Below are 24,585 nucleotides of genomic sequence, written 5' to 3'. Positions count from 1 at the left end.
GGTAAAGTAGTTGCGGTAGGTTTACCAGTAGAAACTATGGACTTAAACATTCCACGACTTGTACTAGACGGAATTGAAGTAGTTGGTTCTCTAGTTGGTACTCGTAAGGACCTAGAAGAGGCATTTATGTTCGGTGCAGAAGGCAAAGTAGTTCCGGTTGTTCAAACTTGCCCACTAGATGAAGTGCAAGATGTATTCGAAGAAATGGAACAAGGTAAGATTCAAGGTCGAATGGTAATCGATTTTAAACAGCACAAGTGTAATTGCGGGTGTAAATAATTTATCCATCGTTAGTACGATTCTCTTAGTAAATAATAAAAAGGTTGCAAAGAGCAACTTGAATATACAATGGTTTAGGTAGCTTCTTGAGTATGGGGTGGGGATCCCACATCCATCAACTTAAGCATTTAGGCTATTCCTAAAGTTAAAAGCACGTTACCATTCTCTTATGTTAATGAGAAAGGGTAACGTGCTTTTTATGAATATGCATCAAAAATAAGAGTTGTATCGGTATAGTTCTCCGGCTGCACTTAATCAATTAGCTATAGAAGCAAGTAGATGAATCAGATGAAGAAAGAACAAATCATTCGGGATGGATATGTAATGAAAGTAATCTCAACAAAGAAACAACTTAAAAGAAGCTAAGTAATTTGTTTATACTTACTCATTCTTATACACACGCCAGCCTTATAATATTTTGCCCCAAACTAGCCTCAGGTACATTCTTTTTTATGTGTTATTTTGCATTGTTAATGATAAATAAAAAAAGCCCAGGCCCCTTGATAAACAAGGTTCCTAAGGCTTTTAATACTACTCTTTGCAGAGTACCGAGATTAACGAGAGTAGAACTCTACGATTAACGCTTCGTTGATTTCAGCTGCTAACTCAGAACGCTCAGCGTGACGAGTGTAAGTAGCTTCTAATTTATCAGCATCGAAAGTTAAGTATTCTGGTACGAAGTTGTTAACTTCGATCGCTTCTTTAACAACAACAAGGTTGTTAGATTTTTCGCGAACGCTGATAGTTTGACCAGGTTTTACGCGGTAAGATGGGATGTCTACGCGAGCGCCATCTACCATGATGTGGCCGTGGTTTACTAATTGGCGAGCTGCGCGACGAGTGCGAGCTAAGCCCATGCGGTAAACTAGGTTGTCAAGACGAGCTTCAAGAAGGATCATGAAGTTTTCGCCGTGTTTACCTGGCATTTTACCTGCTTGGTCAAATGTGCGACGGAATTGACGCTCAGTCATGCCGTACATGTGACGAAGTTTTTGTTTCTCTTGTAATTGTAAACCGTATTCTGAAAGTTTCTTACGTTGGTTCGGACCGTGAGGACCTGGTGCGTAAGGGCGTTTTTCTAATTCTTTACCTGTGCCGCTTAGAGAGATTCCAAGACGACGAGACAGTTTCCAAGCTGGACCTGTATAACGAGCCATAGTTGACTCCTCCTTTAAGTGTTTTTATTTTCGTAAAATAAAAACAGACGTAATCGACATTTATGCGCATTTTGTTTTCATGTACCTTCGCTCCAGCAGCAGGGAGTTACGAGATACACCTCAAAATGGAGGAACAAAATACAAACGATAAACTCACATTACAAGGCTGCCTTTTTATTTTACACAAACGCTATTATATCTTTTTGCTGGAATTTCGTCAAGTGAGTTCTTTTTTGATTCATGCATATAAACTTTTGGAAATTACAAGAAGGAATTTGAAACATCATAAAAGAAAAATGTAGGAACATATAGAAAACGTTTACGTAAAGTGGGAACATAAGGGGGATGTTTTTCATGAAAAACAAACATATGGAGACGGTACTGATTCATCATGGATATGAGTCTAAGGTACATAAAGGAAGCTTAACGCCACCATTATTCCAAACTTCTACTTATACATTTGAAACAGCTGAGCAAGGGGAGGCGAGTTTTGCTGGGCAAGATCCGTCTTATATCTATTCAAGACTTGGAAATCCAACTGTGGAATTATTTGAAGAACGAATGGCAGCTTTAGAAGGAGGAGAATCGGCACTGGCATTCGGTTCAGGAATGGCGTCTATTTCAGCGACATTGCTTGCATGTTTGCGTGCTGGAGATCATATTATTTGTTCAAATGGATTATATGGATGCACGTATGGCTTTTTAGAAGTGTTAGAAGAAAAATTTATGATTACGCATTCATTATGTGATATGGAAACAGAGGAAGCGATTCAAGAGAAAATCCTTCCAAACACAAAGTTGATTTTTATTGAAACACCGATTAATCCAACAATGAAGCTTATCGATTTAGAGAAAGTTATCAAAGTGGCAAAACAAAATGAATTGCTTGTCATTGTCGATAATACATTTTGCTCACCTTATTTACAAACTCCTCTTGGACTTGGTTGTGATGCAGTTCTCCATAGTGCTACAAAGTATATTGGTGGTCATGGGGATGTTGTTGCAGGTGTTACAGTTTGTAGAACGAAAGAGTTAGCTGAGAAAATTCGTCCGATTCGAAAAGATATTGGGGGAATTATGGCACCTTTTGATGCATGGCTATTGCTAAGGGGATTAAAGACATTAGCCGTAAGAATGGATCGGCATTGTGATAATGCTGAAAAAGTCGTGGCCTTTTTGAAAAATCATGAAAGTGTGGAAGCAGTTTGGTATCCAGAAGGAGAAATCGCATCTCGGCAAATGAAGCGCGGCGGAGGGGTAATTTCGTTCTCCATTAAAGGGGGAAAAGAGGAAGCACAGGCGTTTATGAATGAATTGCAGTTTATTACAATCGCAGTAAGCCTTGGTGATACGGAAACATTGGTACAGCATCCTGCAACGATGACACATGCTGTTATTCCAGCAGAGATTCGTCATAAGATGGGCATTTTTGATAACTTAATCCGTTTATCCGTTGGTTTAGAATCATGGGAGGATATTGTTTCTGATTTAACGCAGGCATTACAAAAAAGAACAGCTGCATTTTCTCATGTGAATAACAAATAAAAAGAATGAGCTATCGATTTAGTAGTTACACTTGATCGATAACTCATTCTTTTGTATTACATATGTTTGAGGAGCGTTTCCACAAATTTCTCCAAATAGTGCTGATCTACTTCATCGAAACGATTTTTTTCGGGACTATCAATATCGAGTACGCCGATAACATTGCCCTCTTTTATAATCGGTACAACGATTTCAGAATTAGAGGCACTATCACAAGCGATATGTCCTGGGAATTGATGAACATCTGCCACGAGCTGCGTTGTTTTTGTTTCGGCTGCTACGCCGCAAACACCGCGCCCAAATGGAATACGAACGCACGCAGGCATTCCTTGGAACGGTCCGAGGACAAGTTGATTTTCTTCCGTTGCATAAAAACCAACCCAGTTAATGCGCTCTAGAAATTGGTTTAGTAGTGCAGAGGCATTTGCTAAATTCGCGACTACATTTGATTCACCTGTTAACAATGCATCAAGTTGTTTGATTACTGTTTCATATTGTTCTTCACGTGATCCTGCATAACTTTCTTTTGTAAACATGGAAACGCCACCCTTTCTATCGAGAAATGTAAAATCATAGCAAAATACGCTGTATTTCACGTGACTTTGTCGATAGAAAATTAAAGGAATTTGTCTTAAAAGTCAAGAAATTTACACTATAGCTGTTCAGAGTGAGAGGAAGTGAGCGCATGAAGCAGACGAAACAAAGAATAATTGATGCGGCAATTTCATTGTTTTATACGAAAGGGTATGATGGGACGTCAGTGCGTGACATTGCAAAACGGGCGGATGTGAATGTGGCTAATATTTCATATTATTTTGCTGGAAAGCAAGGTTTATTAGAACAGCTTATTACAGATTTCTTAGAAGGGTATATTCATGTAATTGAAATGTCGTTTGAACAAAGAGAGTATTTGTCGGTAAAAGAAGTAATGAGGCAAATTATAAGAGGGATTTTACGATATCAATTTGAAAACCGAGAACTGACGCGTTTCTTTTATCGGGAGCTTTCGTTAGATACAACGTTAATTCGAGAAGTGATGACTGTTTATTTTTCTAAAGAAAGATATTATATAGAGCAAATTATTAGGGAGGGACAAATGCGGCAGGAGTTTCAAAAGGTATCTTTTACAATGTTTATGACGCAGTTAAAAGGCATGATTCATATGCCGTATTTATATCCGCAGTATATATCTGAAGTGCTGCATTCTTTTCCGTCTGAGACATTCTTTTTGGAAATGTACACGAAAGAAATTGAGCAATGGATGGAACAAACGTTATGTGTAACACAAATGTATTATCCTTTGCCAAGAGCAGTTCATATGTAATATGCCCCCACCTAATTAGCTGAGGTGGGGTGTTTTACGCATGGATTTCCTCTAGTGATGTGAAAATACGGCGGAGCATGAAAATGAAGAGTTAGAAATATTACAAGTGCAACAAAAGAAACATGAAATTTTAAAAAAAACTAGGTCAAAAACAAGCCATTACATGGTATGATTAGTACATTGTTAGTTGTTAAATATAGGGGTTTCCCTTTCTATACATAACGCCTTCCATTTCATAAACGGAACGGACAAAAAAAGAGATATAATTAGGAGGCTTTTTTGCATGGATTCTATCCTGACGATCGTTATCATTGTAGTAAGCTCTATTCTAGTGCTGCTTATGATAGAGCTCGTGATAAGAAATCGTTCATATAAAGATATTGAAGCACTTGAGCAGTGGAAACAAGAAATAAAAGACAAGCCTGTTGCAGATGAATTGAAACGGGTGAAGGATTTAAATATGACGGGCCAAACAGAAGAATTGTTTGGAAAATGGCGTGAAGAATGGGATGAGATTGTAGCAACGGTTCTCCCAAAAGCCGAGAAAGATTTAGAGAGCGCGCGGAAATCAGCCTCGCAATTTTCCTTCCGAAAAGCAAAGCATGCGATGAATGAATCCATTAGTGGCTTAGATGAAGCTGATAATCGTATTACAGAGATTTTAAACGAATTACAGCAATTGTTAGAAAGTCATGAGAAAAATAGTTCGGAAATCGACGGGTTACGTGATACATATCGTAGTATGAAGAAGAGTGTACTTGCCCACCGTCATATGTATGGTGAAGCAGAACAGAAAATTGAAGAGTTGCTAGATGTAGAATCCGATAAATTTCAAAAGTTTGAAGAAGCAACAGCTAATGGCGATTATTTAAAAGCAAGAGAAATTGTTATTAGTTTAGAAGACGGATTATCGAATTTAGAAATCATCATTCATGAAATTCCTGACTTATTAGTAGAGTGTCAGGCTACGTTACCGGTACAGTTGGAAGATTTATTACAAGGTCATGACGACATGAATAAACAAGGCTATGTATTAAATCATTTGGAAATCCCTAAAGAAGTACGAGATATGACGAAACAACTACAAACATGTTTGATTGATTTACAAGAGCTTCATATAACGGAAGCGACAGATAAAATTGAAGGTTTAAAAACACGTTTAGACACGTTGTACGATCAATTAGAAAAAGAAGTACACGCAAGATATTATGTAGAACAAAAAACAGTTACTGTGTACGATGATTTAGAGGAGATTCGTGAACAGGCAATTGAGACAAAAGCGGAAACACAATTTGTGAAACAAAGTTATCAATTACAAGACAAGGACATCGAATCGCAAAAGTTAATTGAAAAACAAATGCACATTTTAATGAAACGTTTTGAAGTGCTGCAATTGCGTGTTGCGGAGCAAGATATTGCATTCTCTGTTATTCGTGAGGAACTGGAAGAGATTTACGAGCAATGTGAAACGTTAAAAGTACTTCATGCAGAATACAAAGAGATGTTGCAAACGATGCGTAAGGAAGAATTTGAAGCACGTGAGAAACTACAAGAAATGCGCAACATGATTTTAGAAGCAAAACGCTTTATGCAAAAGTCTAACTTGCCAGGTCTTCCAGATAGCATTATGGAAGATTTACAAAAAGGACAAGAGGCAATGCACGGTGTGTATGAGCAATTAGAATTAAAACCACTCAATATGCATGTTGTAAATAGTATGTTAGAAGAAGCATATACAATTGTGAATGGTGTATCTGAAATGACGCAAGAATTAATTGGACAAGCGTATTTAGTAGAAAAATTAATTCAATACGGCAATCGCTACCGCAGTCATGATGCTGATCTTGCACAAAGTTTAGATTATGCAGAGCGATTATTCCGTGAATACGAATACGATGCAGCTTTAGAACAAGCAGCTTCTGTTTTGGAACAACTTGAGCCTGGTGTTGTTCAAAAAATCGCTGAATTTGTGGATAACGAACAAACCCTTTAATAAAAAAGGGTTTGTTTTTTTATGTCGGAATGTGTAAATTCACTGGTGATGTTGCTATAATGAATAGCGGAATATCGCAAAGGTTTTCGTTTCAAAATACAAAAGTATACTTCTGCATGTGAAAACGGAATCTTTGAGTATGTTTAGCGTAATTGCACGTATTTGTGATATGATTATGTGATGTGATAGCGCTGAAAGGGGAAGAACGATGATCTATTTTGATAATAGTGCGACGACGAAACCGTATCCAGAAGTCCTGCAATCTTACGTAACGGTTGCAGGGAAATATTTTGGGAACCCTTCATCTATTCATTCGCTTGGAGGAGAAGCAGAACGTTTATTAACACAATCAAGAACGATTGCAGCGCAGCTCCTTCATGTTAAGCCTTCCGAGATTATTTTCACGTCGGGTGGAACAGAAGGAAATAACCTTGCGATTAAAGGAATAGCGATGAAGAATCGCTCTCGTGGTAAACATATCATTACAACAAATATTGAACACGCATCTGTGTTTGAAGCATATAAACAATTAGAAGGGCTCGGCTTTGATGTAACATATTTACCTGTAAATGAACATGGTGTTGTATCAGTTCAAGATGTAAAACGAGCACTTCGTGAGGATACCATTCTTGTTTCAATTATCCATGTGAATAATGAAACAGGGGCGATTCAACCTGTTGCCGAAATTGGTAAGTTGCTAGCGAACTATCCAAAAATACGATTCCATGTAGATCATGTGCAAGGAATTGGAAAAGTACCACTTGATCTATATGCTTCTCATATTGATCTTTGTTCGATATCTGGACATAAATTTCATAGTGTAAAGGGAACTGGGCTTCTATATGTACGTGATGGTGTAAGATTAGATCCGATTTTATCGGGTGGTCAGCAGGAGCTTCGTTATCGTTCGGGTACAGAAAATCTACCAGGTATTGTAGCGATGGTAAAAGCACTGCGTATGACAATGGAACATATGGGAGAAAAGATTGATCATTTACAGAAGTTACAAGCAGAACTCGTACGTTTCTTTGAGGGAATGGAAGATGTAACAATTAATACATCGCTTCAATATGCGGCGCCACATATTTTAAATGTGTCATTCGTTGGTTTAAAACCAGAAGTAGTAGTTCATGCTCTAGAAGAACGTGATGTATATGTATCAACAAAATCAGCTTGTTCCTCAAAAGCGAATGAAGTGAGTCGTGTGTTAGTATCAATGGGAGTGCCGCATGCTGCAGCAGCAAGTGCAATTCGCATTAGTTTAGCACCAGAGAACACGATGGAAGAAGTCACACAATTCGAAGGAATTATAAAAGAAACATTGCCAAAACTATATGAAGTGATGAGGTAAAGAAAATATGATGACATATGAATATATTTTAGTTCGTTATGGTGAAATGACGACAAAAGGAAAGAACCGTTCTAAGTTTGTTAATACGTTAAAAGATAACGTTAAATTTAAATTAAAGAAATTCCCAAATATCAAAATTGATGCGACACACGACCGTATGTACATTCAGTTAAATGGCGAAGATCATGAGGCGATTGCAGAAAGATTGAAAGATGTATTCGGTATTCATAAATTTAACTTAGCGATGAAAGTACCGACAGAATTAGAAGATATTAAAAAGGGTGCGTTAGCTGCTTTATTACAAGTAAAAGGCGATGTAAAAACATTTAAAATTACAGTACACCGTTCTTATAAGCACTTCCCAATGCGAACGATGGAATTACTTCCGGAGATTGGCGGATATATTTTAGAAAATACAGAAGACATCACAGTAGATGTGCATAATCCAGATGTAAATGTTCGTGTAGAAATTCGCAGTGGTTATAGCTATATTATGTGTGATGAGCGTATGGGAGCTGGCGGATTACCAGTTGGTGTTGGCGGAAAAGTAATGGTACTTCTTTCTGGTGGAATCGATAGCCCAGTAGCTGCTTTCTTAACAATGAAGCGCGGTGTATCAGTGGAGGCAGTTCACTTCCATAGTCCGCCATTCACAAGTGAGCGCGCAAAACAAAAGGTAATTGATTTAGCACAAGAGTTAACAAAGTATTGTAAACGTGTAACGCTTCACCTTGTTCCGTTTACTGAAGTGCAAAAAACAATTAATAAGGAAATTCCATCTAGTTATTCTATGACAGTTATGCGCCGTATGATGATGCGTATTACAGAACGTATTGCAGAGGAGCGTAATGCACTTGCGATAACAACGGGTGAAAGTCTTGGGCAAGTAGCAAGCCAAACGCTAGACAGTATGCATACGATTAATGAAGTAACAAACTATCCAGTGATTCGTCCGCTTATTACGATGGATAAACTAGAAATTATTAAAATTGCAAATGAAATTGGAACATATGATATTTCGATTCGTCCGTATGAAGACTGCTGTACAGTATTCACACCAGCAAGTCCAGCGACAAAACCAAAGCGTGAAAAAGCAAATCGCTTTGAATCAAAATATGATTTTACACCACTTATTGAATCCGCTGTTGCCAATACAGAAAAAATGGTATTACAAACAGTAGAAGTGGCTGAAGAAGAACAATTTGAAGATCTTTTCTAAAAGTGCTTGAACACCCTTTAAAACCATAAATTACCATCAATAGATATGTATGAAGTCATATGGTTTATCACACTCTATACTCACAAGGAGGTGATACCATATGGCAAGAAGCACAAACAAATTAGCAGTGTCTGGTGCTCAAGCAGCATTAGACCAAATGAAATACGAAATCGCTCAAGAGTTCGGTGTTCAACTTGGAGCAGATGCAACATCTCGCGCTAACGGATCTGTTGGTGGCGAAATCACTAAACGTCTAGTTTCTTTAGCAGAACAACAATTAGGCGGTTTCCAAAAATAATTCCATATAACATGGCTTAGAAGGAGCGGGTTTTCCCGCTCCTTTTTTATATTTAACGCATCGATAAAAAATTTGTCAAAAAAGAGGGTTCAAAATTTACTGAAAATTCTTTATTATAGAAGGGAGACATAGATATAAAGGAGGATGTTTATGAATAGAGAAGAATTGTTAGCACCACCGTCTTATAATTTAGTTGCGGAGATAGAGAAATATACAAATGAGAAGCAGAGACTTGCTTTAATTTGGCAGGATGACGAAGGAAATAGAAGAGAGGTTACATACCTTGAACTAATAAAAGGTGCGAATAAAATTGGAAACGCTTTTATAAAGAGTGGCCTGCAAAGAGGGGACAAGCTTCTCATTATGATGCCGCGCTTAATTGAAGCGTATATGACGTATATTGCGGCAATTAAAGCAGGATTTGTAGTCATTCCAAGTTCAGAAATGCTTCGTAAAAAAGATATTGAATATCGTTTGCAGCATGGAGAAGTAAAGGCAATTGTCAGTTATGAACCGTATATCGAACAATTTGAAGGGGTAGAGATGATGGACTCCCTTCAAAAATTCGTATTGAGCGAGCAGTCAGTAGATGGGTGGATCAATTTAAAGGACGCATTAGAAACAGAAAGTGATGAATTAGAAATCGCCAAGACAGACCGGGAAGATATGGTATTTTTATCCTATACATCAGGGACGACAGGAAATCCAAAGGGGGCTGTTCATACGCATGCTTGGGCATATGCACATTTGCGTACAAGCGCTCCAAATTGGCTTGGAATAGAGGAGAATGATGTAGTATGGGCAACGGCTAGTCCAGGGTGGCAAAAATGGATTTGGAGCCCGTTTTTAGCGACGCTCGGCTCAGGAGCAACAGGATTTGTATATCACGGTAAATTCGATCCGAAAACATATTTGCAATTATTAGATGATAACAAAGTGAATGTGCTTTGCTGTACGCCAACGGAATATCGTTTAATGGCAAAGGTAGAGGACTTACAGCAGTATAATTTAGAAGCGTTACATAGCGCTGTATCAGCAGGAGAACCGCTAAACCGAGAGGTGATTGAAACGTTCCAAAAATATTTTAATGTTACAGTCAGAGATGGATACGGTCAAACGGAAAATACATTGCTCGTTGGTGTTATGAAAGGAATGGAGATTAGGCCAGGATCAATGGGAAAACCAACGCCAGGTAATCAAGTAGATATCGTAAATGAAGAGGGGAAACCTGTATCTGTAGGAGAAGTCGGAGATATTGCTGTCCATATTGATACACCAGCGCTCTTTAAGCAATATTATAAAGATGATGAGCGGACAGCGATGCAATTCCGCGGTGATTATTATATTACAGGTGATAAAGCGAAAAAGGACGAGGACGGTTATTTTTGGTTTGAGGGCCGCGGAGATGATATTATTATTAGCTCTGGTTATACAATTGGGCCGTTTGAAGTGGAAGATGCACTTGTGAAACATCCATATGTAAGAGAGTGCGCCGTAGTTGCAAGTCCAGATGAAATTCGCGGAAGTGTCGTGAAAGCATTTATCGTATTAAGAGACAATGTCCAAGAAAAATCAGACGCATTGATACCTTTACTCCAAGAACATGTCAAAAAACTAACTGCACCATATAAATATCCTCGCAAGATTGAATTTGTAGACGAATTACCGAAAACAATTTCCGGAAAAATTAGACGCGTTGAACTTAGAAAACAAGAGATGGAACTTCCTTCAAAATAATTGAGAAAATAAATAGTTGAATGAAATCTGGCACATATGATATTATAAAAACAGAACATTAGTTCTGTTTTTATGTGTAATAAATAATAAAAAAACTTAAAAAAGAGGTGCCTGTATGATTTTAGGTATTAACCCGTATTTAGTTTTGGATGGTAATGGACAAGAAGCGGTAAAGTTTTATGAAGAGGCGTTAGATGCAAAGATTGAAGTCATTCAAACATTTGGCGAGATGCCTGAAAACCCGGAATTTCCGATCCCTGAAGAAGTGAAAAGCCGCATTTTACATGCTCATTTAAAAGTAGGGGATACAGATCTTATGATTTCTGATACATTCCCAGGTAAAGCGCATGAAATTGGCTTTCAAGTAACGATAGCAATTAGAACGAGCGATGCAGAAAAGTCGAAAGAAGTATTTGAAAAATTGAAAGAAGGTGGCGAAGTTTTAATGCCACTTCAAGAAACTTTTTGGAGTCCAGCGTATGGACAAGTAAAAGATAAATTTAATATTGAATGGCAAATTACAACTTATTCTCCAGAAGCGTAATGAATGTTGAGAAAAGCACCATGTTTTTTAATGGTGCTTTTTTTAATAGAATAAAAGAAAAAGGGGGATGAACATATGGGAGACATTTGGTATGGCGGAACAATTTATACGATGAAAGAAGAAAACGAAATAGCCGAAGCTATTTATGTTGAAAATGGCATCATTGTCGATATAGGAAATAAAAAAGAGTTAGAAAATCGATATTCATTTGAGAAGTTATATGATTTAAAAGGAAGAACGATGATTCCAGGGCTTGTTGATAGCCATATGCACCTTATTGGGCATGGTGAGAGATTGCTTCGATTAGATTTATCAAATTGCACATCTTATAAGGAAGTGCTTATCCTTGTTAAGGAGCGAGTAGAAGAAGCTTCAACAGGTTCATGGATTATCGGAGAAGGATGGAATGAAAATAATTTTACGGATACAAAGCATGTTCATGTACGTGATTTAGATGCAATTTCTAAAGAGCATCCTATTTTATTAAAGCGTGTTTGTCGCCACGTTACATGGGTGAATTCTTACATACTTGAAAAAGCGAATATACAAGTTGAAACAAGGGACCCGAAAGGTGGAAAAATAGGGCGTGATTCATCAGGTGAATTAACAGGGCTTTTATATGAACAAGGACAAGAATTAATTAAACATGTTCAGCCTAAAATAGATGAAGCATATTTACAAAGAGCGCTCAAGACAGCTATTTTAGACTGTTGGAAATACGGACTAGTAGGCGGGCATACGGAAGACTTAAATTATTACGGTGGCTTTCAAAAAACGTACAATGCGTTTTCTCATGTTATAAAAGAAATGCCTTTTAAAGCACATTTACTCGTTCATCATGAAGTAGCTGATGAGCAAAAAGAATATGAGGATGAACACTATATTGAATTTGGAGCAATGAAGATTTTTTCTGACGGCTCTTTTGGTGGAAGAACAGCACTATTAAGTGAACCATATGAAGATGCAAAGGAAACAAATGGCGTGGCAATTTTTTCTCGTGAAGAGCTTGCGGAGCTAGTGAAAAAAGCTCGTAACTTGCATATGCCAGTTGCAATTCATACAATCGGTGATTTATCGCTTGAATATGTCATTGATGCGCTTGAACTATATCCACCAACAGAAGGGTTACGGGACCGTATTATTCATTGTCAGCTTGCTCGTGAAGAATTAATTGAGCGAATGAAGTATCTACCAGCTATTATTGATATTCAGCCTGTGTTTGTCTCATCTGATTTTCCATCAGTCATTGAAAAGTTAGGAGAGCATCGTCTTCGTTATGCGTACGCTTGGAAAACATTACTTGGTGCAGGATTGCATTGCTCGGGTGGATCAGATGCACCAATTGAACAGGCAAATCCATTCTTAGGAATTTATAGTGCAGTAACGCGGAGAAGTTTTATTGATGGAACATGTTATATATCAGAAGAGAGCTTATCCGTATTTGAAGCCGTCTCCTTATTTACGACTGGAAGTGCTTATGCGATTGGAAAAGAAAACAAACGTGGTAAAATTGTGAAAGGATATGAAGCGGATTTCATTATCATAGACCGTGACATATTTGCGGTTGCAGCAGAAGAAATAAAGGATATTCAAGTTGCCGCAACTATAATAGACGGTCAAATTGTGTATGAAAAATAAAGAGTGCCGTGAAAGTGTCAGTTGATATAAATTGAACGGGTGGATACACTAGCGGAACAAGAAGTTTAGAAGAATACTACAGGAAATCGACGGTTCTGTAATAAACAAAAAAACGAGTGTCAGGGAATCCTTTGACACTCGTTCTTTTGTTTATAAAAACGTTCTCTGTACTTTTTCCCAGAACGAATTGTTTTTTAATTTTACGGTTTTAATTTGCTTATCACTTAAACGTACGATAGCTTTTTCAACTTGTTTAATACTAAGCGCTTCGTTATCCATTCCCATAACTGGATAATCGTTACCGTCCGGAATCAGTTTTAAAGTTAATGTACGTTCATGGTTTAAGATAAATGGTGATCCGAGTGTACGGTATGTGTTGTTATTTAAAGAAGCAAGTTCGCTTATTTGGAAGCATGGAATTAATGGGTCGACAACTGCTCCGTGCAATGACTTATTATAAGCTGTACTTCCTGTCGGTGTAGAGATGACTAAGCCGTCTCCTCTAAAGGTTTCGAAATGTAAATCATCAACGTATACATCTACTACAAATGTTTTAATGATGCTAGAGCGTAAAGAAAACTCATTTAAGCAATAAAAAGATGTATCTTGATCAACATCTATTTGAATTGTTGGGTATTTTCGCACTTCAATTTCGTTTTTTGTAATTTCTTGAAGGGCTGTATCGACATGGTCAATATGGAAATCACAGTAGAAAGAAATTTCATCTTTCGTAGAAACACCTGCATATAAACAATCTTCCCTAAAGCCTGTTTTATGAACGGCTTGTAAGAAGGTTCCATCATCCCCGATACTGACGATAGCATTTGCATTTTTTGGATGATCTAATACGGTAAATCCATTTTCCTCTAAAATACGATATATTGGCTTCATTTTTTCGACAAGTGCTGCTTTGTCATCACCATAAAAGAAAAATAAATTACGACGATCTGCCATTGTGTATCCCTCCATTGCAGTCAAATTGTGCTTCATCAGAAAGAGATTCTGATGATATGTTCAAATAGTATATTTCGATATAAAATGTCAAAATCCCTCTTTATTTTTAGAAAAGTTTATATATTCAATTTCATTCTGAATTGTTTAATCCTGCTTGAATCTGTCGATAATGGATGTGGAGTGAAAGGATGGTAGGAATGAAGTGGCTTGTAATCGGAATGGGGATTCTTCTCCTTTTCATCTTGCTTATATTATTGTCGAAGATATCGCTCAAAGTGACGTTTTTATATTCGGAAATGGAGAAGCAATGTTTATTTCAAGTGAAAATATGGATGATTCGGTATACGTTTGATATTTTAGAAAGAATTGAAAAACAACAAAGAAAGACCGGGCAAAAAATCGAAAAGGCAGAAAGAGATGGCGGCATAGAAAATAAGATTATGGCACAACTTGATAGCATCGGGGAACTGATAAAAATGCTCCAAGAGATCCATACTATCCTTAAAGATTTTCTTAAAAAAGTGAAAATCAATAGTTGGAAATGGTATTCGCAAATTGGAACAGGCGACGCAGCTAGTACTGGAATTGTCACCGGATATGCATGGGGGACAAAAGGAATGGCTGCTGGGGTCGTGGGACAATATATGCATATTGTTGATATACCAAAGTTCGAAATTACACCTGTTTTCCAAGGGAAGGGATTCGCATCAAGATGTGAATTAACAGCTTCCTTTCGCGTATATCGTGCTATAAAAGCCGGAGTGAAGTTACTCATGTTTATGAGAAAGCAAAGATCTGGCATTACAGAAAAATCTGTTCAAACATAGGGGGATATAGAATGGACCATCCAATTCAAGGTTTAATGACAACTGCGATGCAGCATTTGAAACAAATGACTGATGTAAATACAATCATTGGTGACCCGATTAAAGCAGCTGACGGAAGTGTCATTCTTACGGTTTCTAAGGTGAGCTTTGGCTTTGCGGCTGGCGGGAGTGAATTTGGAAAAGTAGAAAGTTCTGGCCGTCATCCATTTGGCGGAGGTAGCGGCGGAGGTGTTTCGATTACCCCTGTTGCCTTTCTTGTTATAAATGGATCTGGTGTGAAAGTTTTACATTTAGATAACCAAACGCATGTGATTGATAAAATCATTGAATTAGCACCGCAAGCTGTCGATAAAGTGAAGAAAATGATGGAGAAGCGAAAAGGCGATGAACCAGAGTTTGAAATCTAGCAGTGAAAAGAAGCTAATCGATTGATTAGCTTTTTTATTTTTTTGTAAATGAAGTGATTTTGTTTGCATTCTGCATAAGGACAAACTATCATTTACAGTGTACATATTTTGTTTAAAATAAGGGAGGATTTTCAAGTGGCAAACGTAACTTTTAAAGGTAATCCAATGACTTTAGTTGGAACAGAAGTTAAAGTTGGCGATCAAGCGCCAAACTTCCAAGTGTTAGCAAACGACTTATCTCCGGTAAGTTTAGAAACATACAAAGGTGAAGTAAAATTAATTAGCGTTGTACCATCTATCGACACAGGTGTATGTGACGCACAAACTCGTCGTTTTAACCAAGATGCAGCTGGTATTGAAAACACAAAAGTATTAACAATCAGTGCCGATCTACCATTCGCTCAAAAGCGCTGGTGTGCGGCAAACGGCTTAGAAAATGTAGCAACACTTTCTGACCACCGTGACCTTTCATTCGGTGAAGCTTACGGCGTAGTAATGAAAGAACTTCGTTTACTTGCTCGTGCTGTATTCGTAGTAGATAGCAATGACAAAGTAGTTTACGTAGAATACGTAAGCGAAGGTACAAGCTATCCAAACTATGAAGCAGCATTAGAAGCAGCAAAAGCTGCGAAGTAATGAAGACGACCTCTTATAGAGGTCGTTTTTTCGTATAAGATATATTGTATATGGTCAAATCGTTGATATAATCTGTAATCTGAGAAGGGAGCTCTAAAAAAGAGGTCGCTTTTTCTTTTGGGAAAAAATCAGATTACCCCGCATTAACGGGCAGTAAATCTTCTATCTTAAGGTGCAGTAGCACAAAGAAGCTAGTTGGGAGATAAACTACTCGTAAATGCCCGATTGGTGGGGGCTAATAATCAGTGGGGAGAAGAAGCCTCCCCACTGATTAAAGTTTCACTTTATGGTATGATATAAGTTATGTGTAATTGACAGAAGGAGGAATGTTTGTGAGTCAGACAGTAGAAACATTATTTTCTATTTTTGATTCTTCTACCGTAATTTTACGTAAAGAATTGGATGTAACATATTTAGAAGCGCTTGTAGAAACAGGAGATAACGTGTTTGAAGGAGCGATTTTACAAGAAGAATTATCTGAATCAACAATTGAACGGTTGAATCGTGAATACAGTAAATTTAAGGAAGAAACATATAAAAGTGAAGAAATTCGCAAGGCATTTCAGCTTGCCATTTTAAAAGGAATGAAAGAAGGCGTACAAGCGAATCATGAAATGACGCCCGATGCAGTAGGGATGTTTATGAGTTACTTGTTCCATAAATTTATGAAGGGTCAAAAAGAAATCACTGTTTTAGATCCTGCAATTGGAACAGGAAATTTAATGACAACAATCTTTAATGGCGTGCAAGAAGGAACAACAATAAGTGGATTCGGTGTAGAAGTTGATGATTTGCTTATTAAACTGGCGTTAGTGAATGCGAATTTACAAAAGCAAGCGATTGAGCTTTTCAATCAAGATGGAATAGCTCCGCTTTATATTGACCCAGTGGACGCGGTTGTTTGTGATTTGCCAGTAGGGTTATATCCAAACGAAATAGGGGCAAGTGAATACACGCTAAAAGCAGATGAAGGAATGTCTTATGCACATCACTTATTTATTGAACAAAGTGTGAAGCATACGAAAGAAGGAGGATATTTATTCTTCTTAGTACCAAACTTCATGTTTGAAAGTGATCAAGCACCAAAACTTCATGCTTTTATTAAAGAAACGAGTTTTATTCAAGGACTATTACAGCTTCCTGTTTCCATGTTTAAAAACGAGAAAAATGCAAAAAGTATATTTGTTCTCCAAAAGAAAGGTCCAAATGTAACAATGCCAAAACAGGCGTTATTAGTGGATTTGCCTAAATTTTCCAACATGAAGGCGATGGAGAATATAATGGATCAATTGAATAGTTGGTTTGTAACTCATAAGTCATAGAATATATAACAGAGATACCAGTTGATATAATACAGTGTTTATACCATGTCGTTTAACTTTTATTATATACAAGATTTAACTGAATTTTTTTGAAATCTGTAATATATTTTTTTTCTTGTTGTTACAATTTTTTCACTTGAAATATATGTCGGACGATGTTTAAATTAAACTCGTGAGTATAAAATTTACTGAGAGTGAAACGTTTTCATATCTGGTAAATATAATCAGATAAAATCGAGCGGTTTGAGGTCTCATTTACACAACAACCAAGAGAAAAAGGGGCGAAAGACTAGATGTCAAAAATCATCGCGATTAATGCAGGAAGTTCTTCCTTAAAGTTTCAATTATTTGAAATGCCAAGTGAGAAAGTATTAACAAAAGGTTTAGTAGAACGTATTGGTTTAGAAGATAGTATCTTCACAATTACTGTGAACGGTGAAAAACAAACAGAAGTAACAAGTATTCCAGATCATGGAGTGGCAGTTAATATGTTACTTAACAAATTAACTGAAAATGGAATTTTGAAATCTCTTGATGAGATTAGCGGTATCGGTCACCGTGTTGTACACGGCGGTGAAAAATTTGATGATTCTGCTGTAATTACTGACGAAGTATTAGCAGAAATTGAACATTTAAGCGAATTAGCACCACTTCATAATCCAGCACACGTTGTTGGTATTAAAGCGTTCCAAGCAGTACTTCCGAACGTACCAGCAGTTGCAGTATTCGATACAGCATTCCATCAAACAATGCCGGAAGAATCTTTCTTATACAGCTTACCATATGAATACTATGAGAAATACGGCGTTCGTAAATACGGTTTCCACGGAACTTCTCATAAATATGTAACACAGCGTGCAGCTGAATTATTAGGTCGTCCACTTGAAAGTTTACGTTTACTTTCTTGCCACTTAGGTAACGGTGCAAGTATCGCTGCTGTAGAAGGCGGAAAATCTATCGATACTTCTATGGGCTTCACTCCACTTGCTGGTGTAACAATGGGTACACGTTCTGGTAACATTGACCCTGCGTTAATTCCATACATCATGGAAAAAACAGGACAATCTGTAGAAGAAGTTCTGAACGTATTAAACAAGAAAAGCGGTATGCTAGGTCTTTCTGGATTCTCTAGTGACTTACGTGACATTGAACAAGCGGAAGAAGAAGGAAACCACCGTGCAGAAGTAGCGCTAGATGTATTCGTAGGACGTATTCATAAATATATCGGTTCTTATGCAGCTCGTATGAAAGGTGTAGACGCAATCATCTTTACGGCTGGTATTGGAGAAAACAGTGCTCTAATTCGTGAACGTGTATTAGAAGGCCTTGAGTTTATGGGTGTATACTTCGATGCAAAACGTAACAACATTCGTGGCGAAGAAGCATTCATCAACTTCCCGCATTCTCCAGTAAAAATTATCGTAATTCCAACTGACGAAGAAGTTATGATTGCTCGTGACGTAGTTCGTCTTGGAAGCATTGGTTAATATATGTAAAAAAGATGGGATCCTATAGGGTTCCGTCTTTTATTTTTGCTGTAAGAAATTCCATTAGTCCGCTTGGATACAACATTTTCTCTTGATGAAGAAATGTTACAATTGGAATCCATTTTGCATATGCACTTGTTTCTTCATCTTGTATAGGCATCATTTCGATTTCATATAGTGATGGGTCTATAAAACGAAGAGAGTACAATTGAATGATTTCATGCCCCCATGAAAAATATTTTCGACGCAGCCTAAATAGTCCATTACTTCTATCTGTGTTCCTAATTCTTCCTTAAATTCACGAATCACTGTTTCATTTGACTTTTCTCCAAATTCAATGGAACCGCCAAGTGGCCTGTAATACGTTCCATTTTCCAAATGATACTCTTGAACGAGAATCTGTTTGTTGTGAAGTACGATTCCAAATGCTTTTGCATGTGGATACACAAATATCCCTCCCATGTACTGATTAAATATATGTTTAGCTTAGCAGATTTGTAAAGAAAAGGCAGGAATGTGTTACAATAGAAAAAAATTGAGCGAGGTGGTTGTTACGATGCGATCGAAGCGAGAACAAGCCATTTTACAAAATATAAAAGATTGGGAAGAGCAATTGTTAGAACAAGACGGAACGGATTTTCAAAAGCTGTTTGATAAATGGATACATGTCATGGTAGCAAAATTACCGGAGAAAAAACGAAAAAACTTTTTTAAGAAAGCAGATGAATGGCTTTTCCATCTTCATGCATTTATCCAAAGTTCACAATCGCAGTTGGATGCGCGCAATCGTATTTTAGGAACAGCAAGATTGTTTGATGAATCCATAGAGCAGCTAGAGGATGTAAAATTATTATCCATTGATCAATTAACATACATAGCAGAACAACAGACAGCACGTCATCGCTTGTATTCTTTCGCACAGGGAGGAGCAACAGGAGTCGGTGGCTTGTTATTATTAACTGCCGATTTTCCTGTCATGATTGCATTAAATGTGAAAGCAGTTCAGCTCATTGCGACATCGTTTGGCCATGATGTAAACAAGCCTTATGAAATGATGCTTGCTTTAAAAGTATTCCATGCGTCATTATTGCCAGCAAGGCTCCAGCAATATGCTTGGTATAACCTACTTCAGGAACTAGAACAAGAAGATTCGTTCTTTTATGAAGGGGAAGAAGAAGTGTTAAAACCAGCTTCTATAGAAGTTGTATTAAAACAAATTTTGAAGACTTTTTCGATTTATGCACTTCGCCGTAAACTATTTCAAGGTGTCCCTGTATTAGGGATTGCAATCGGTTCTACCGTGAACTATCGTTTAACAAGAAGTGTGACAGAATTTGCGAACAGATTTTATCAAGTACGTTACATATTAGAAAAAGAAAAACGAGCGTGAAAAAAAGCGAGAGGCCGAAGCCTTTCGCTTTTTTAATTTGTTGCATGTTTTTTGGACATTGGAATCGAGATTGTTTTCTTTTCTGTTTTTGGATAGTAAATTAAATCCAACGTTTTTGCCTGAACGGCAATTGAAAGAATAGTAAACGCAATTTCTGTCCAAGTTAAATAATATAATGAAAGCGCAAGAACAATCGCGTCAAAGACGAAGAAAATTTGCCCAATTGTAAAGCGAGTTCGTTTACTTAATACAATTGTTAAAATATCGTCTCCACCGGTTGAACCGCCAAATCGTAATATAAAACCGAGTCCAATACCAGCTAGCGCACCACCTAATACCGCGGCGATCCATAAATGATTTGATAAGTCTACTGTAAATGGAGAATAGTTTTCCATTAAAGAATAAAATACCCCAAATGAAATCGAACCCACAAATGAATAGCCAACCATCTTTTTACCTAAAAATGTAGCGCATAGTAAAATAATGGGGATATCCATTAATACAGTCGAAATCGACGGTGAAATATCAAAAAAGTTTTGGATAAATAGTGCAATTCCTACAAAGCCACCTTCTGTTAAGTGGTTTTGGAAGTGAATGTGATATAGCGCTGCTGCTAAAATAAATGAACCGATTAAAAGCATAAAAATTTCTTTAATAATTTGTCGACTTTGGATGTTCCTCATCGTTATTCCTTCTTTCCGTAGTTAGTAGTTCTTTTCCTTTTGTAAACTAACTACGAGCTGTATAGCCTTCAGTTAGTCTACATGAAACTAACTACGCTATATGTCGTTGAAGAAATAACGAATAATCCTCTCGTCCATCAATTCTCCCTACTTTCGTTTTAGTTTAAGTCTAAAAACGACTAAACAAAACTTGGAGTAGGATTTGTCATTTAGCAATCCTGCTCTCTTCTTTCTTTGTTTTGTTTAGCAAGTAATAATGCGACCTAAACAAAACGCTATGTGTAAGAAGAGTCTTTTCGTTGCCAAATTATCCTTCGGGCAATCATAATTTCCCCACTCTCGTATTTTTTCGCTAGACTAAAGTATCTGAGCTCAAAACTACGCTACGTGTAAGATTCATCAATTCGATGCCACATGCTCCTTCGAGCGATCATGATATCAAAATCCTTTCGTGTAAAGATTTTATACTATTATATCATACTTTCTAAAAATGTATGTGTATGGAAACCGACAATAACCGGAGGAAATCTGCAGAGTTTGTCGGTTTATAAAAATGGTGTTGCTAGTTTTATCGATGTGTTTTCCCTTCAGACACATTTTGAGTAAGGCGATACCAAAGCCATAGGTCATTAATGATGGAGGCGAGGTCGGCAATTTCAGAATTGAGTCTACAGGAAATGTCGAAGTTTTCTTCGTTATTTAAGCGATGTTGTTTTTCATTAATATGATATTCAAGTTCTTTTATACGATCAGGTATTTTCCCGCGAATTTGTTCCCATTTTAATAAAATAGCGTGCTGCACTTTTTCAGGGATGTCTTCCCATTCTTCTTGCAAGTGCGGTACGTCGATTCCTAGATGTGCATCATATATAAAATACTCTTTCATGGACATCCCTCCATTTTCTTGTTTCCATTGTATCGAAAAAAAGAAAGAAGTTCGACGAAATTGTTTGAAAAATTTTTACTAATATCCCTTGATTCATTTTGTAAAAGGTGGTAAAGTTTGAATTATTATAAGAGATAATGAATATTTATTCTTTAGGGGGATGTAAAATGGAGAAGAAAAAAGTTGTGTTAGCATATTCCGGAGGTCTTGATACTTCCGTTGCAATTAAATGGTTACAGGAGAAAAATTATGATGTTATCGCGCTTTGTTTAGATTTAGGGGAAGGGAAAGATTTAGCGTTTGTCAAAGAAAAGGCACTTTCAGTAGGTGCAGTTAAGTCTTACATGATTGATGTGCAAGAAGAATTTGCGGATGAATATGCATTGATGGCTCTGCAAGGTCATACGTTATACGAAGGGAAATACCCACTTGTTTCTGCTTTATCTCGTCCGTTAATTGCGAAAAAACTAGTAGAAATTGCGGAGCAGGAAGGAGCTAGTGCGGTTGCGCATGGATGCACGGGAAAAGGAAATGATCAAGTTCGTTTTGAAGTTTCCATTCAAGCATTAAATCCATATTTAGAAGTGATTGCCCCAGTCCGTGAATGGAAATGGTCACGTGAAGAAGAAATTGCATATGCAAAAGAAAACGATGTACCGATTCCAATCAATCTAGATAGCCCGTTTTCAATCGACCAAAACTTATGGGGGCGCAGCAATGAATGTGGAGTTTTAGAAGACCCATGGGCAGCACCGCCAGAAGAGGCATATGAAATGACGTTAGCGCTAGAAGATACACCAAATAAACCAGAATTTATAGAAATCGGATTTGAAGCGGGTGTACCAACAACATTAAATGGCACTGCTTATTCACTGTCAGAATTAATCAAAATGTTAAACGCTCTTGCTGGAAAACATGGTGTTGGGCGTATCGATCATGTAGAAAACCGCCTTGTTGGTATTAAATCGCGTGAAGTATATGAGTGTCCGGCGGCAATGACATTACTTACAGCGCATAAAGAGCTTGAAGATTTAACGCTTGTGAAAGAAGTAGCTCATTTTAAACCGATTATTGAACAAAAATTAACGGAATTAATTTATAACGGTTTATGGTTCTCACCTTTAAAACAAGCGCTTGCTGCTTTCTTACAAGAAACACAAAAATCAGTAACAGGTACAGTGCGTGTGAAATTATTTAAAGGTCATGCGATTGTAGAAGGACGTAAATCAGAATACTCTCTATACGATGAAAAATTGGCAACTTATACAGTGGATGATGAATTTAACCATGATGCAGCAGTTGGTTTTATTTCATTATTTGGTCTTCCAACAAAAGTATATAGCCAAGTGAATCAGAAGAAGGTGGAAGCGTGAGCAAACTTTGGGGCGGTCGCTTTACAGCCGAAGCAGAAGAATGGGTCGAGGAGTTTGGAGCTTCCATCTCCTTTGACAGACAATTAGCGAATCAAGATATAGAAGGCAGTATTGCACATGTTACAATGTTGGCCAAGCAAGGGATTGTAACAAAAGATGAAGCAGAGAAGATAAAGGAAGGCCTTCAATATTTACTAAAAGAAGCGAAAGAAAATAAGCTTAACTTCTCGATAGAAGCTGAGGATATTCACTTAAATATCGAAAAGATGTTAATTGAAAAAATCGGTGAAGTAGGCGGTAAACTTCATACAGGCCGAAGCCGTAACGATCAAGTCGCAACAGATATGCACTTATATTTAAAAGAGAAAGTACAAGACATTATAAAGTCTGCAAAACAATTGCAGAAGGTTCTCATTCATCAAGCGGAAGAGCATATTGAAACGATTATGCCAGGCTATACACATTTGCAGCGTGCACAGCCAATTTCATTTGCTCATCATATACTCGCATACTTTTGGATGTTAGAGCGCGATGTAAATCGCTATGAAGATTCACTGAAACGCATTAATGTTTCTCCGCTTGGAGCAGGAGCTCTCGCAGGGACGACATTTCCAATTGACCGAGAATATAGCGCGGAGCTTCTTGGTTTTGAAGGAATCTATGAAAATAGTTTAGATGCGGTAAGTGACCGCGATTTTATATTAGAGTTTCTTAGTAATTCATCCATGTTAATGATGCATTTATCACGTTTTTGTGAAGAGCTCATTCTATGGAGTAGTCAGGAGTTCCAATTTATTGAAATGAGCGATAAATATGCAACTGGAAGCAGCATTATGCCGCAAAAGAAAAATCCTGATATGGCCGAACTTATTCGTGGTAAAACAGGTAGAGTATATGGCAATTTATTTAGTTTATTAACGGTAATGAAAGGATTGCCGCTTGCTTATAATAAAGACTTACAAGAAGACAAAGAAGGAATGTTTGATACGGTCAAAACTGTAGAAGGCTGCCTGCACATTATGGCAGGTATGCTAGAAACAATGACTGTCAACAAAGAAAAAATGGGGCAAGCTGTAAAACAAGATTTCTCCAATGCAACAGAAATTGCTGATTATTTAGCAAGCAAAGGACTCCCGTTCCGTCAAGCTCATGAAATTGTCGGGAAACTCGTTCTTCATTGCACGCAAAAAGGAATCTATTTATTAGATGTACCGCTGGAAACGTATCAAGAAATGAGCCCATTATTTGAAGAGGATTTATATGAAGTTCTTTCACCATATGCAGCGGTGAAACGCCGTAATAGTGCAGGGGGAACAGGATTTGTTCAAATCCAAAAAGCACTCAAAAAAGCGAAGACATTAGTAGGAGAAACGGTAAAGAACTAAAAGATTATGAGAGGATACTATGTTCCAAAAAAGGAGCGTGTATTCTCTTTTTTTACATATACATCAATTAAAAAACCGACATAAAACCCCTCTTTTTAGGCGGGAGAGAGCATCTATACATGCATAGAAGCGGTCAGGGCTTTTTTCTAC

23 protein-coding genes and 1 pseudogene are annotated in these 24,585 nt (G+C 37.4%); 18 read left to right on the top strand and 6 right to left on the bottom strand.

All coding sequences use genetic code 11. The features are described 5' to 3' along the window. The coding region (locus tag COO03_RS24535) for a zinc-binding dehydrogenase (RefSeq protein WP_141523460.1) at positions 1 to 279 on the top strand (279 nt) is incomplete at its 5' end. Positions 280 to 833: 554 nt separating this feature from the next. On the opposite strand, the gene rpsD is transcribed toward COO03_RS24535, so the two are convergent. Beyond that, positions 834 to 1,436 carry a 30S ribosomal protein S4 gene (rpsD, locus tag COO03_RS24530; protein WP_001970982.1) on the bottom strand — a complete coding sequence of 201 codons (603 nt, stop codon included), beginning with the start codon at positions 1,434 to 1,436 and terminating at the stop codon, positions 834 to 836. A gap of 354 nt (positions 1,437 to 1,790) precedes the next feature. Between rpsD and megL the strand changes: the two genes are divergently transcribed. Next, positions 1,791 to 2,981 (top strand): methionine gamma-lyase, encoded by a 1,191-nt coding sequence (megL, locus tag COO03_RS24520; RefSeq protein WP_097899576.1) that lies wholly within the window; start codon positions 1,791 to 1,793, stop codon positions 2,979 to 2,981. A gap of 56 nt (positions 2,982 to 3,037) precedes the next feature. On the opposite strand, the gene COO03_RS24515 is transcribed toward megL, so the two are convergent. Next, positions 3,038 to 3,517, bottom strand: a complete 480-nt coding sequence (locus COO03_RS24515; RefSeq protein ID WP_097899575.1) for a GAF domain-containing protein — start codon at positions 3,515 to 3,517, stop codon at positions 3,038 to 3,040. A gap of 149 nt (positions 3,518 to 3,666) precedes the next feature. On the opposite strand from COO03_RS24515, the gene refZ reads away from it, so the two are divergent. The 8 genes from refZ to COO03_RS24475 all read left to right on the top strand — a co-directional run bounded on the left by refZ (position 3,667) and on the right by COO03_RS24475 (position 13,085). Continuing rightward, entirely contained in the window at positions 3,667 to 4,305 is a 639-nt protein-coding gene (refZ, locus tag COO03_RS24510) for a forespore capture DNA-binding protein RefZ (RefSeq protein WP_097899574.1), read from the top strand. 283 nt (positions 4,306 to 4,588) lie between these two features. After that, positions 4,589 to 6,298 (top strand): septation ring formation regulator EzrA, encoded by a 1,710-nt coding sequence (gene ezrA / locus COO03_RS24505; RefSeq protein WP_097899573.1) that lies wholly within the window; start codon positions 4,589 to 4,591, stop codon positions 6,296 to 6,298. Between the two features lie 208 nt (positions 6,299 to 6,506). Further along, positions 6,507 to 7,649, top strand: coding sequence for a cysteine desulfurase family protein (locus tag COO03_RS24500; protein WP_097899572.1), 1,143 nt, complete (start codon positions 6,507 to 6,509; stop codon positions 7,647 to 7,649). Positions 7,650 to 7,656: 7 nt separating this feature from the next. Then, positions 7,657 to 8,868, top strand: coding sequence for a tRNA uracil 4-sulfurtransferase ThiI (gene thiI, locus COO03_RS24495; protein WP_097899571.1), 1,212 nt, complete (start codon positions 7,657 to 7,659; stop codon positions 8,866 to 8,868). A 100-nt stretch (positions 8,869 to 8,968) separates the two neighbouring features. Then, positions 8,969 to 9,166 carry an alpha/beta-type small acid-soluble spore protein gene (locus COO03_RS24490; RefSeq protein ID WP_097899570.1) on the top strand — a complete coding sequence of 66 codons (198 nt, stop codon included), beginning with the start codon at positions 8,969 to 8,971 and terminating at the stop codon, positions 9,164 to 9,166. Positions 9,167 to 9,316: 150 nt separating this feature from the next. Then, positions 9,317 to 10,903, top strand: coding sequence for an acyl-CoA synthetase MbcS (mbcS, locus tag COO03_RS24485; protein ID WP_097899569.1), 1,587 nt, complete (start codon positions 9,317 to 9,319; stop codon positions 10,901 to 10,903). A 115-nt stretch (positions 10,904 to 11,018) separates the two neighbouring features. Continuing rightward, positions 11,019 to 11,447: a VOC family protein gene (locus COO03_RS24480; RefSeq protein ID WP_097899568.1), complete on the top strand. Its 429-nt coding sequence runs from the start codon at positions 11,019 to 11,021 to the stop codon at positions 11,445 to 11,447. A 75-nt stretch (positions 11,448 to 11,522) separates the two neighbouring features. After that, positions 11,523 to 13,085 (top strand): amidohydrolase, encoded by a 1,563-nt coding sequence (locus tag COO03_RS24475; protein ID WP_097899567.1) that lies wholly within the window; start codon positions 11,523 to 11,525, stop codon positions 13,083 to 13,085. A 150-nt stretch (positions 13,086 to 13,235) separates the two neighbouring features. Here the strand turns inward: COO03_RS24475 and COO03_RS24470 are convergent, their stop codons facing one another. Then, positions 13,236 to 14,039, bottom strand: a complete 804-nt coding sequence (locus tag COO03_RS24470) for an NAD kinase (RefSeq protein ID WP_097899566.1) — start codon at positions 14,037 to 14,039, stop codon at positions 13,236 to 13,238. A gap of 188 nt (positions 14,040 to 14,227) precedes the next feature. On the opposite strand from COO03_RS24470, the gene COO03_RS24465 reads away from it, so the two are divergent. The 5 genes from COO03_RS24465 to COO03_RS24445 all read left to right on the top strand — a co-directional run bounded on the left by COO03_RS24465 (position 14,228) and on the right by COO03_RS24445 (position 18,718). Further along, entirely contained in the window at positions 14,228 to 14,866 is a 639-nt protein-coding gene (locus COO03_RS24465; RefSeq protein ID WP_097899565.1) for a DUF2953 domain-containing protein, read from the top strand. Positions 14,867 to 14,877: 11 nt separating this feature from the next. After that, the gene (gene ytfJ / locus COO03_RS24460; RefSeq protein ID WP_097899564.1) at positions 14,878 to 15,273 is read left to right on the top strand and encodes a GerW family sporulation protein; all 396 of its coding nucleotides are present in this window, start codon (positions 14,878 to 14,880) and stop codon (positions 15,271 to 15,273) included. 135 nt (positions 15,274 to 15,408) lie between these two features. Next, a complete protein-coding gene (gene tpx, locus COO03_RS24455; RefSeq protein WP_097899563.1) occupies positions 15,409 to 15,909 on the top strand; it encodes a thiol peroxidase in 501 nt (166 codons plus the stop codon). A 332-nt stretch (positions 15,910 to 16,241) separates the two neighbouring features. Further along, positions 16,242 to 17,231 (top strand): class I SAM-dependent methyltransferase, encoded by a 990-nt coding sequence (locus COO03_RS24450; RefSeq protein WP_141523142.1) that lies wholly within the window; start codon positions 16,242 to 16,244, stop codon positions 17,229 to 17,231. 293 nt (positions 17,232 to 17,524) lie between these two features. Then, the gene (locus COO03_RS24445) at positions 17,525 to 18,718 is read left to right on the top strand and encodes an acetate kinase (protein WP_097899561.1); all 1,194 of its coding nucleotides are present in this window, start codon (positions 17,525 to 17,527) and stop codon (positions 18,716 to 18,718) included. 22 nt (positions 18,719 to 18,740) lie between these two features. Here COO03_RS24445 and COO03_RS24440 read toward each other — a convergent pair. Beyond that, positions 18,741 to 19,165: pseudogene (locus tag COO03_RS24440) on the bottom strand (NUDIX hydrolase). Between the two features lie 109 nt (positions 19,166 to 19,274). Between COO03_RS24440 and COO03_RS24435 the strand changes: the two are divergent. Then, positions 19,275 to 20,108: an EcsC family protein gene (locus tag COO03_RS24435; protein ID WP_097899560.1), complete on the top strand. Its 834-nt coding sequence runs from the start codon at positions 19,275 to 19,277 to the stop codon at positions 20,106 to 20,108. Positions 20,109 to 20,140: 32 nt separating this feature from the next. On the opposite strand, the gene COO03_RS24430 is transcribed toward COO03_RS24435, so the two are convergent. Together COO03_RS24430 and COO03_RS24425 are read right to left on the bottom strand one after the other, a co-directional pair. Further along, positions 20,141 to 20,791, bottom strand: a complete 651-nt coding sequence (locus COO03_RS24430) for a YitT family protein (protein WP_097899559.1) — start codon at positions 20,789 to 20,791, stop codon at positions 20,141 to 20,143. Positions 20,792 to 21,359: 568 nt separating this feature from the next. Next, complete coding sequence (locus COO03_RS24425) at positions 21,360 to 21,677, bottom strand: radical SAM protein (RefSeq protein WP_097899558.1); 318 nt, start codon at positions 21,675 to 21,677, stop codon at positions 21,360 to 21,362. Between the two features lie 167 nt (positions 21,678 to 21,844). On the opposite strand from COO03_RS24425, the gene COO03_RS24420 reads away from it, so the two are divergent. Further along, the gene (locus tag COO03_RS24420; protein ID WP_097899557.1) at positions 21,845 to 23,050 is read left to right on the top strand and encodes an argininosuccinate synthase; all 1,206 of its coding nucleotides are present in this window, start codon (positions 21,845 to 21,847) and stop codon (positions 23,048 to 23,050) included. Then, positions 23,047 to 24,435 carry an argininosuccinate lyase gene (gene argH, locus COO03_RS24415; protein ID WP_097899556.1) on the top strand — a complete coding sequence of 463 codons (1,389 nt, stop codon included), beginning with the start codon at positions 23,047 to 23,049 and terminating at the stop codon, positions 24,433 to 24,435. Before COO03_RS24420 ends, argH begins: the two co-directional genes overlap by 4 nt. Positions 24,436 to 24,585 lie beyond the last annotated feature (150 nt).

Source organism: Bacillus sp. AFS098217 (assembly GCF_002551815.1).
Taxonomy (GTDB): Bacteria; Bacillota; Bacilli; order Bacillales; family Bacillaceae_G; genus Bacillus_A.
The sequence above is the reverse complement of the archived record's forward strand: the minus strand, read 5'-3'. Positions and strand labels throughout refer to the sequence as shown.

Bases quoted from the DNA above. Each gene is read 5' to 3' on its own strand.
- COO03_RS24500 (WP_097899572.1), top strand. From the start codon at position 6,507: ATGATCTATTTTGATAATAGTGCGACGACGAAACCGTATCCAGAAGTC.
- COO03_RS24480 (WP_097899568.1), top strand. From the start codon at position 11,019: ATGATTTTAGGTATTAACCCGTATTTAGTTTTGGATGGTAATGGACAA.
- COO03_RS24435 (WP_097899560.1), top strand. From the start codon at position 19,275: ATGCGATCGAAGCGAGAACAAGCCATTTTACAAAATATAAAAGATTGG.
- megL (WP_097899576.1), top strand. From the start codon at position 1,791: ATGAAAAACAAACATATGGAGACGGTACTGATTCATCATGGATATGAG.
- COO03_RS24465 (WP_097899565.1), top strand. From the start codon at position 14,228: ATGGTAGGAATGAAGTGGCTTGTAATCGGAATGGGGATTCTTCTCCTT.
- ezrA (WP_097899573.1), top strand. From the start codon at position 4,589: ATGGATTCTATCCTGACGATCGTTATCATTGTAGTAAGCTCTATTCTA.
- COO03_RS24430 (WP_097899559.1), bottom strand. From the start codon at position 20,791: ATGAGGAACATCCAAAGTCGACAAATTATTAAAGAAATTTTTATGCTT.
- COO03_RS24470 (WP_097899566.1), bottom strand. From the start codon at position 14,039: ATGGCAGATCGTCGTAATTTATTTTTCTTTTATGGTGATGACAAAGCA.
- COO03_RS24425 (WP_097899558.1), bottom strand. From the start codon at position 21,677: ATGAAAGAGTATTTTATATATGATGCACATCTAGGAATCGACGTACCG.
- COO03_RS24490 (WP_097899570.1), top strand. From the start codon at position 8,969: ATGGCAAGAAGCACAAACAAATTAGCAGTGTCTGGTGCTCAAGCAGCA.
- ytfJ (WP_097899564.1), top strand. From the start codon at position 14,878: ATGGACCATCCAATTCAAGGTTTAATGACAACTGCGATGCAGCATTTG.
- mbcS (WP_097899569.1), top strand. From the start codon at position 9,317: ATGAATAGAGAAGAATTGTTAGCACCACCGTCTTATAATTTAGTTGCG.
- rpsD (WP_001970982.1), bottom strand. From the start codon at position 1,436: ATGGCTCGTTATACAGGTCCAGCTTGGAAACTGTCTCGTCGTCTTGGA.
- COO03_RS24515 (WP_097899575.1), bottom strand. From the start codon at position 3,517: ATGTTTACAAAAGAAAGTTATGCAGGATCACGTGAAGAACAATATGAA.
- COO03_RS24475 (WP_097899567.1), top strand. From the start codon at position 11,523: ATGGGAGACATTTGGTATGGCGGAACAATTTATACGATGAAAGAAGAA.
- refZ (WP_097899574.1), top strand. From the start codon at position 3,667: ATGAAGCAGACGAAACAAAGAATAATTGATGCGGCAATTTCATTGTTT.
- thiI (WP_097899571.1), top strand. From the start codon at position 7,657: ATGATGACATATGAATATATTTTAGTTCGTTATGGTGAAATGACGACA.
- COO03_RS24420 (WP_097899557.1), top strand. From the start codon at position 21,845: ATGGAGAAGAAAAAAGTTGTGTTAGCATATTCCGGAGGTCTTGATACT.
- COO03_RS24445 (WP_097899561.1), top strand. From the start codon at position 17,525: ATGTCAAAAATCATCGCGATTAATGCAGGAAGTTCTTCCTTAAAGTTT.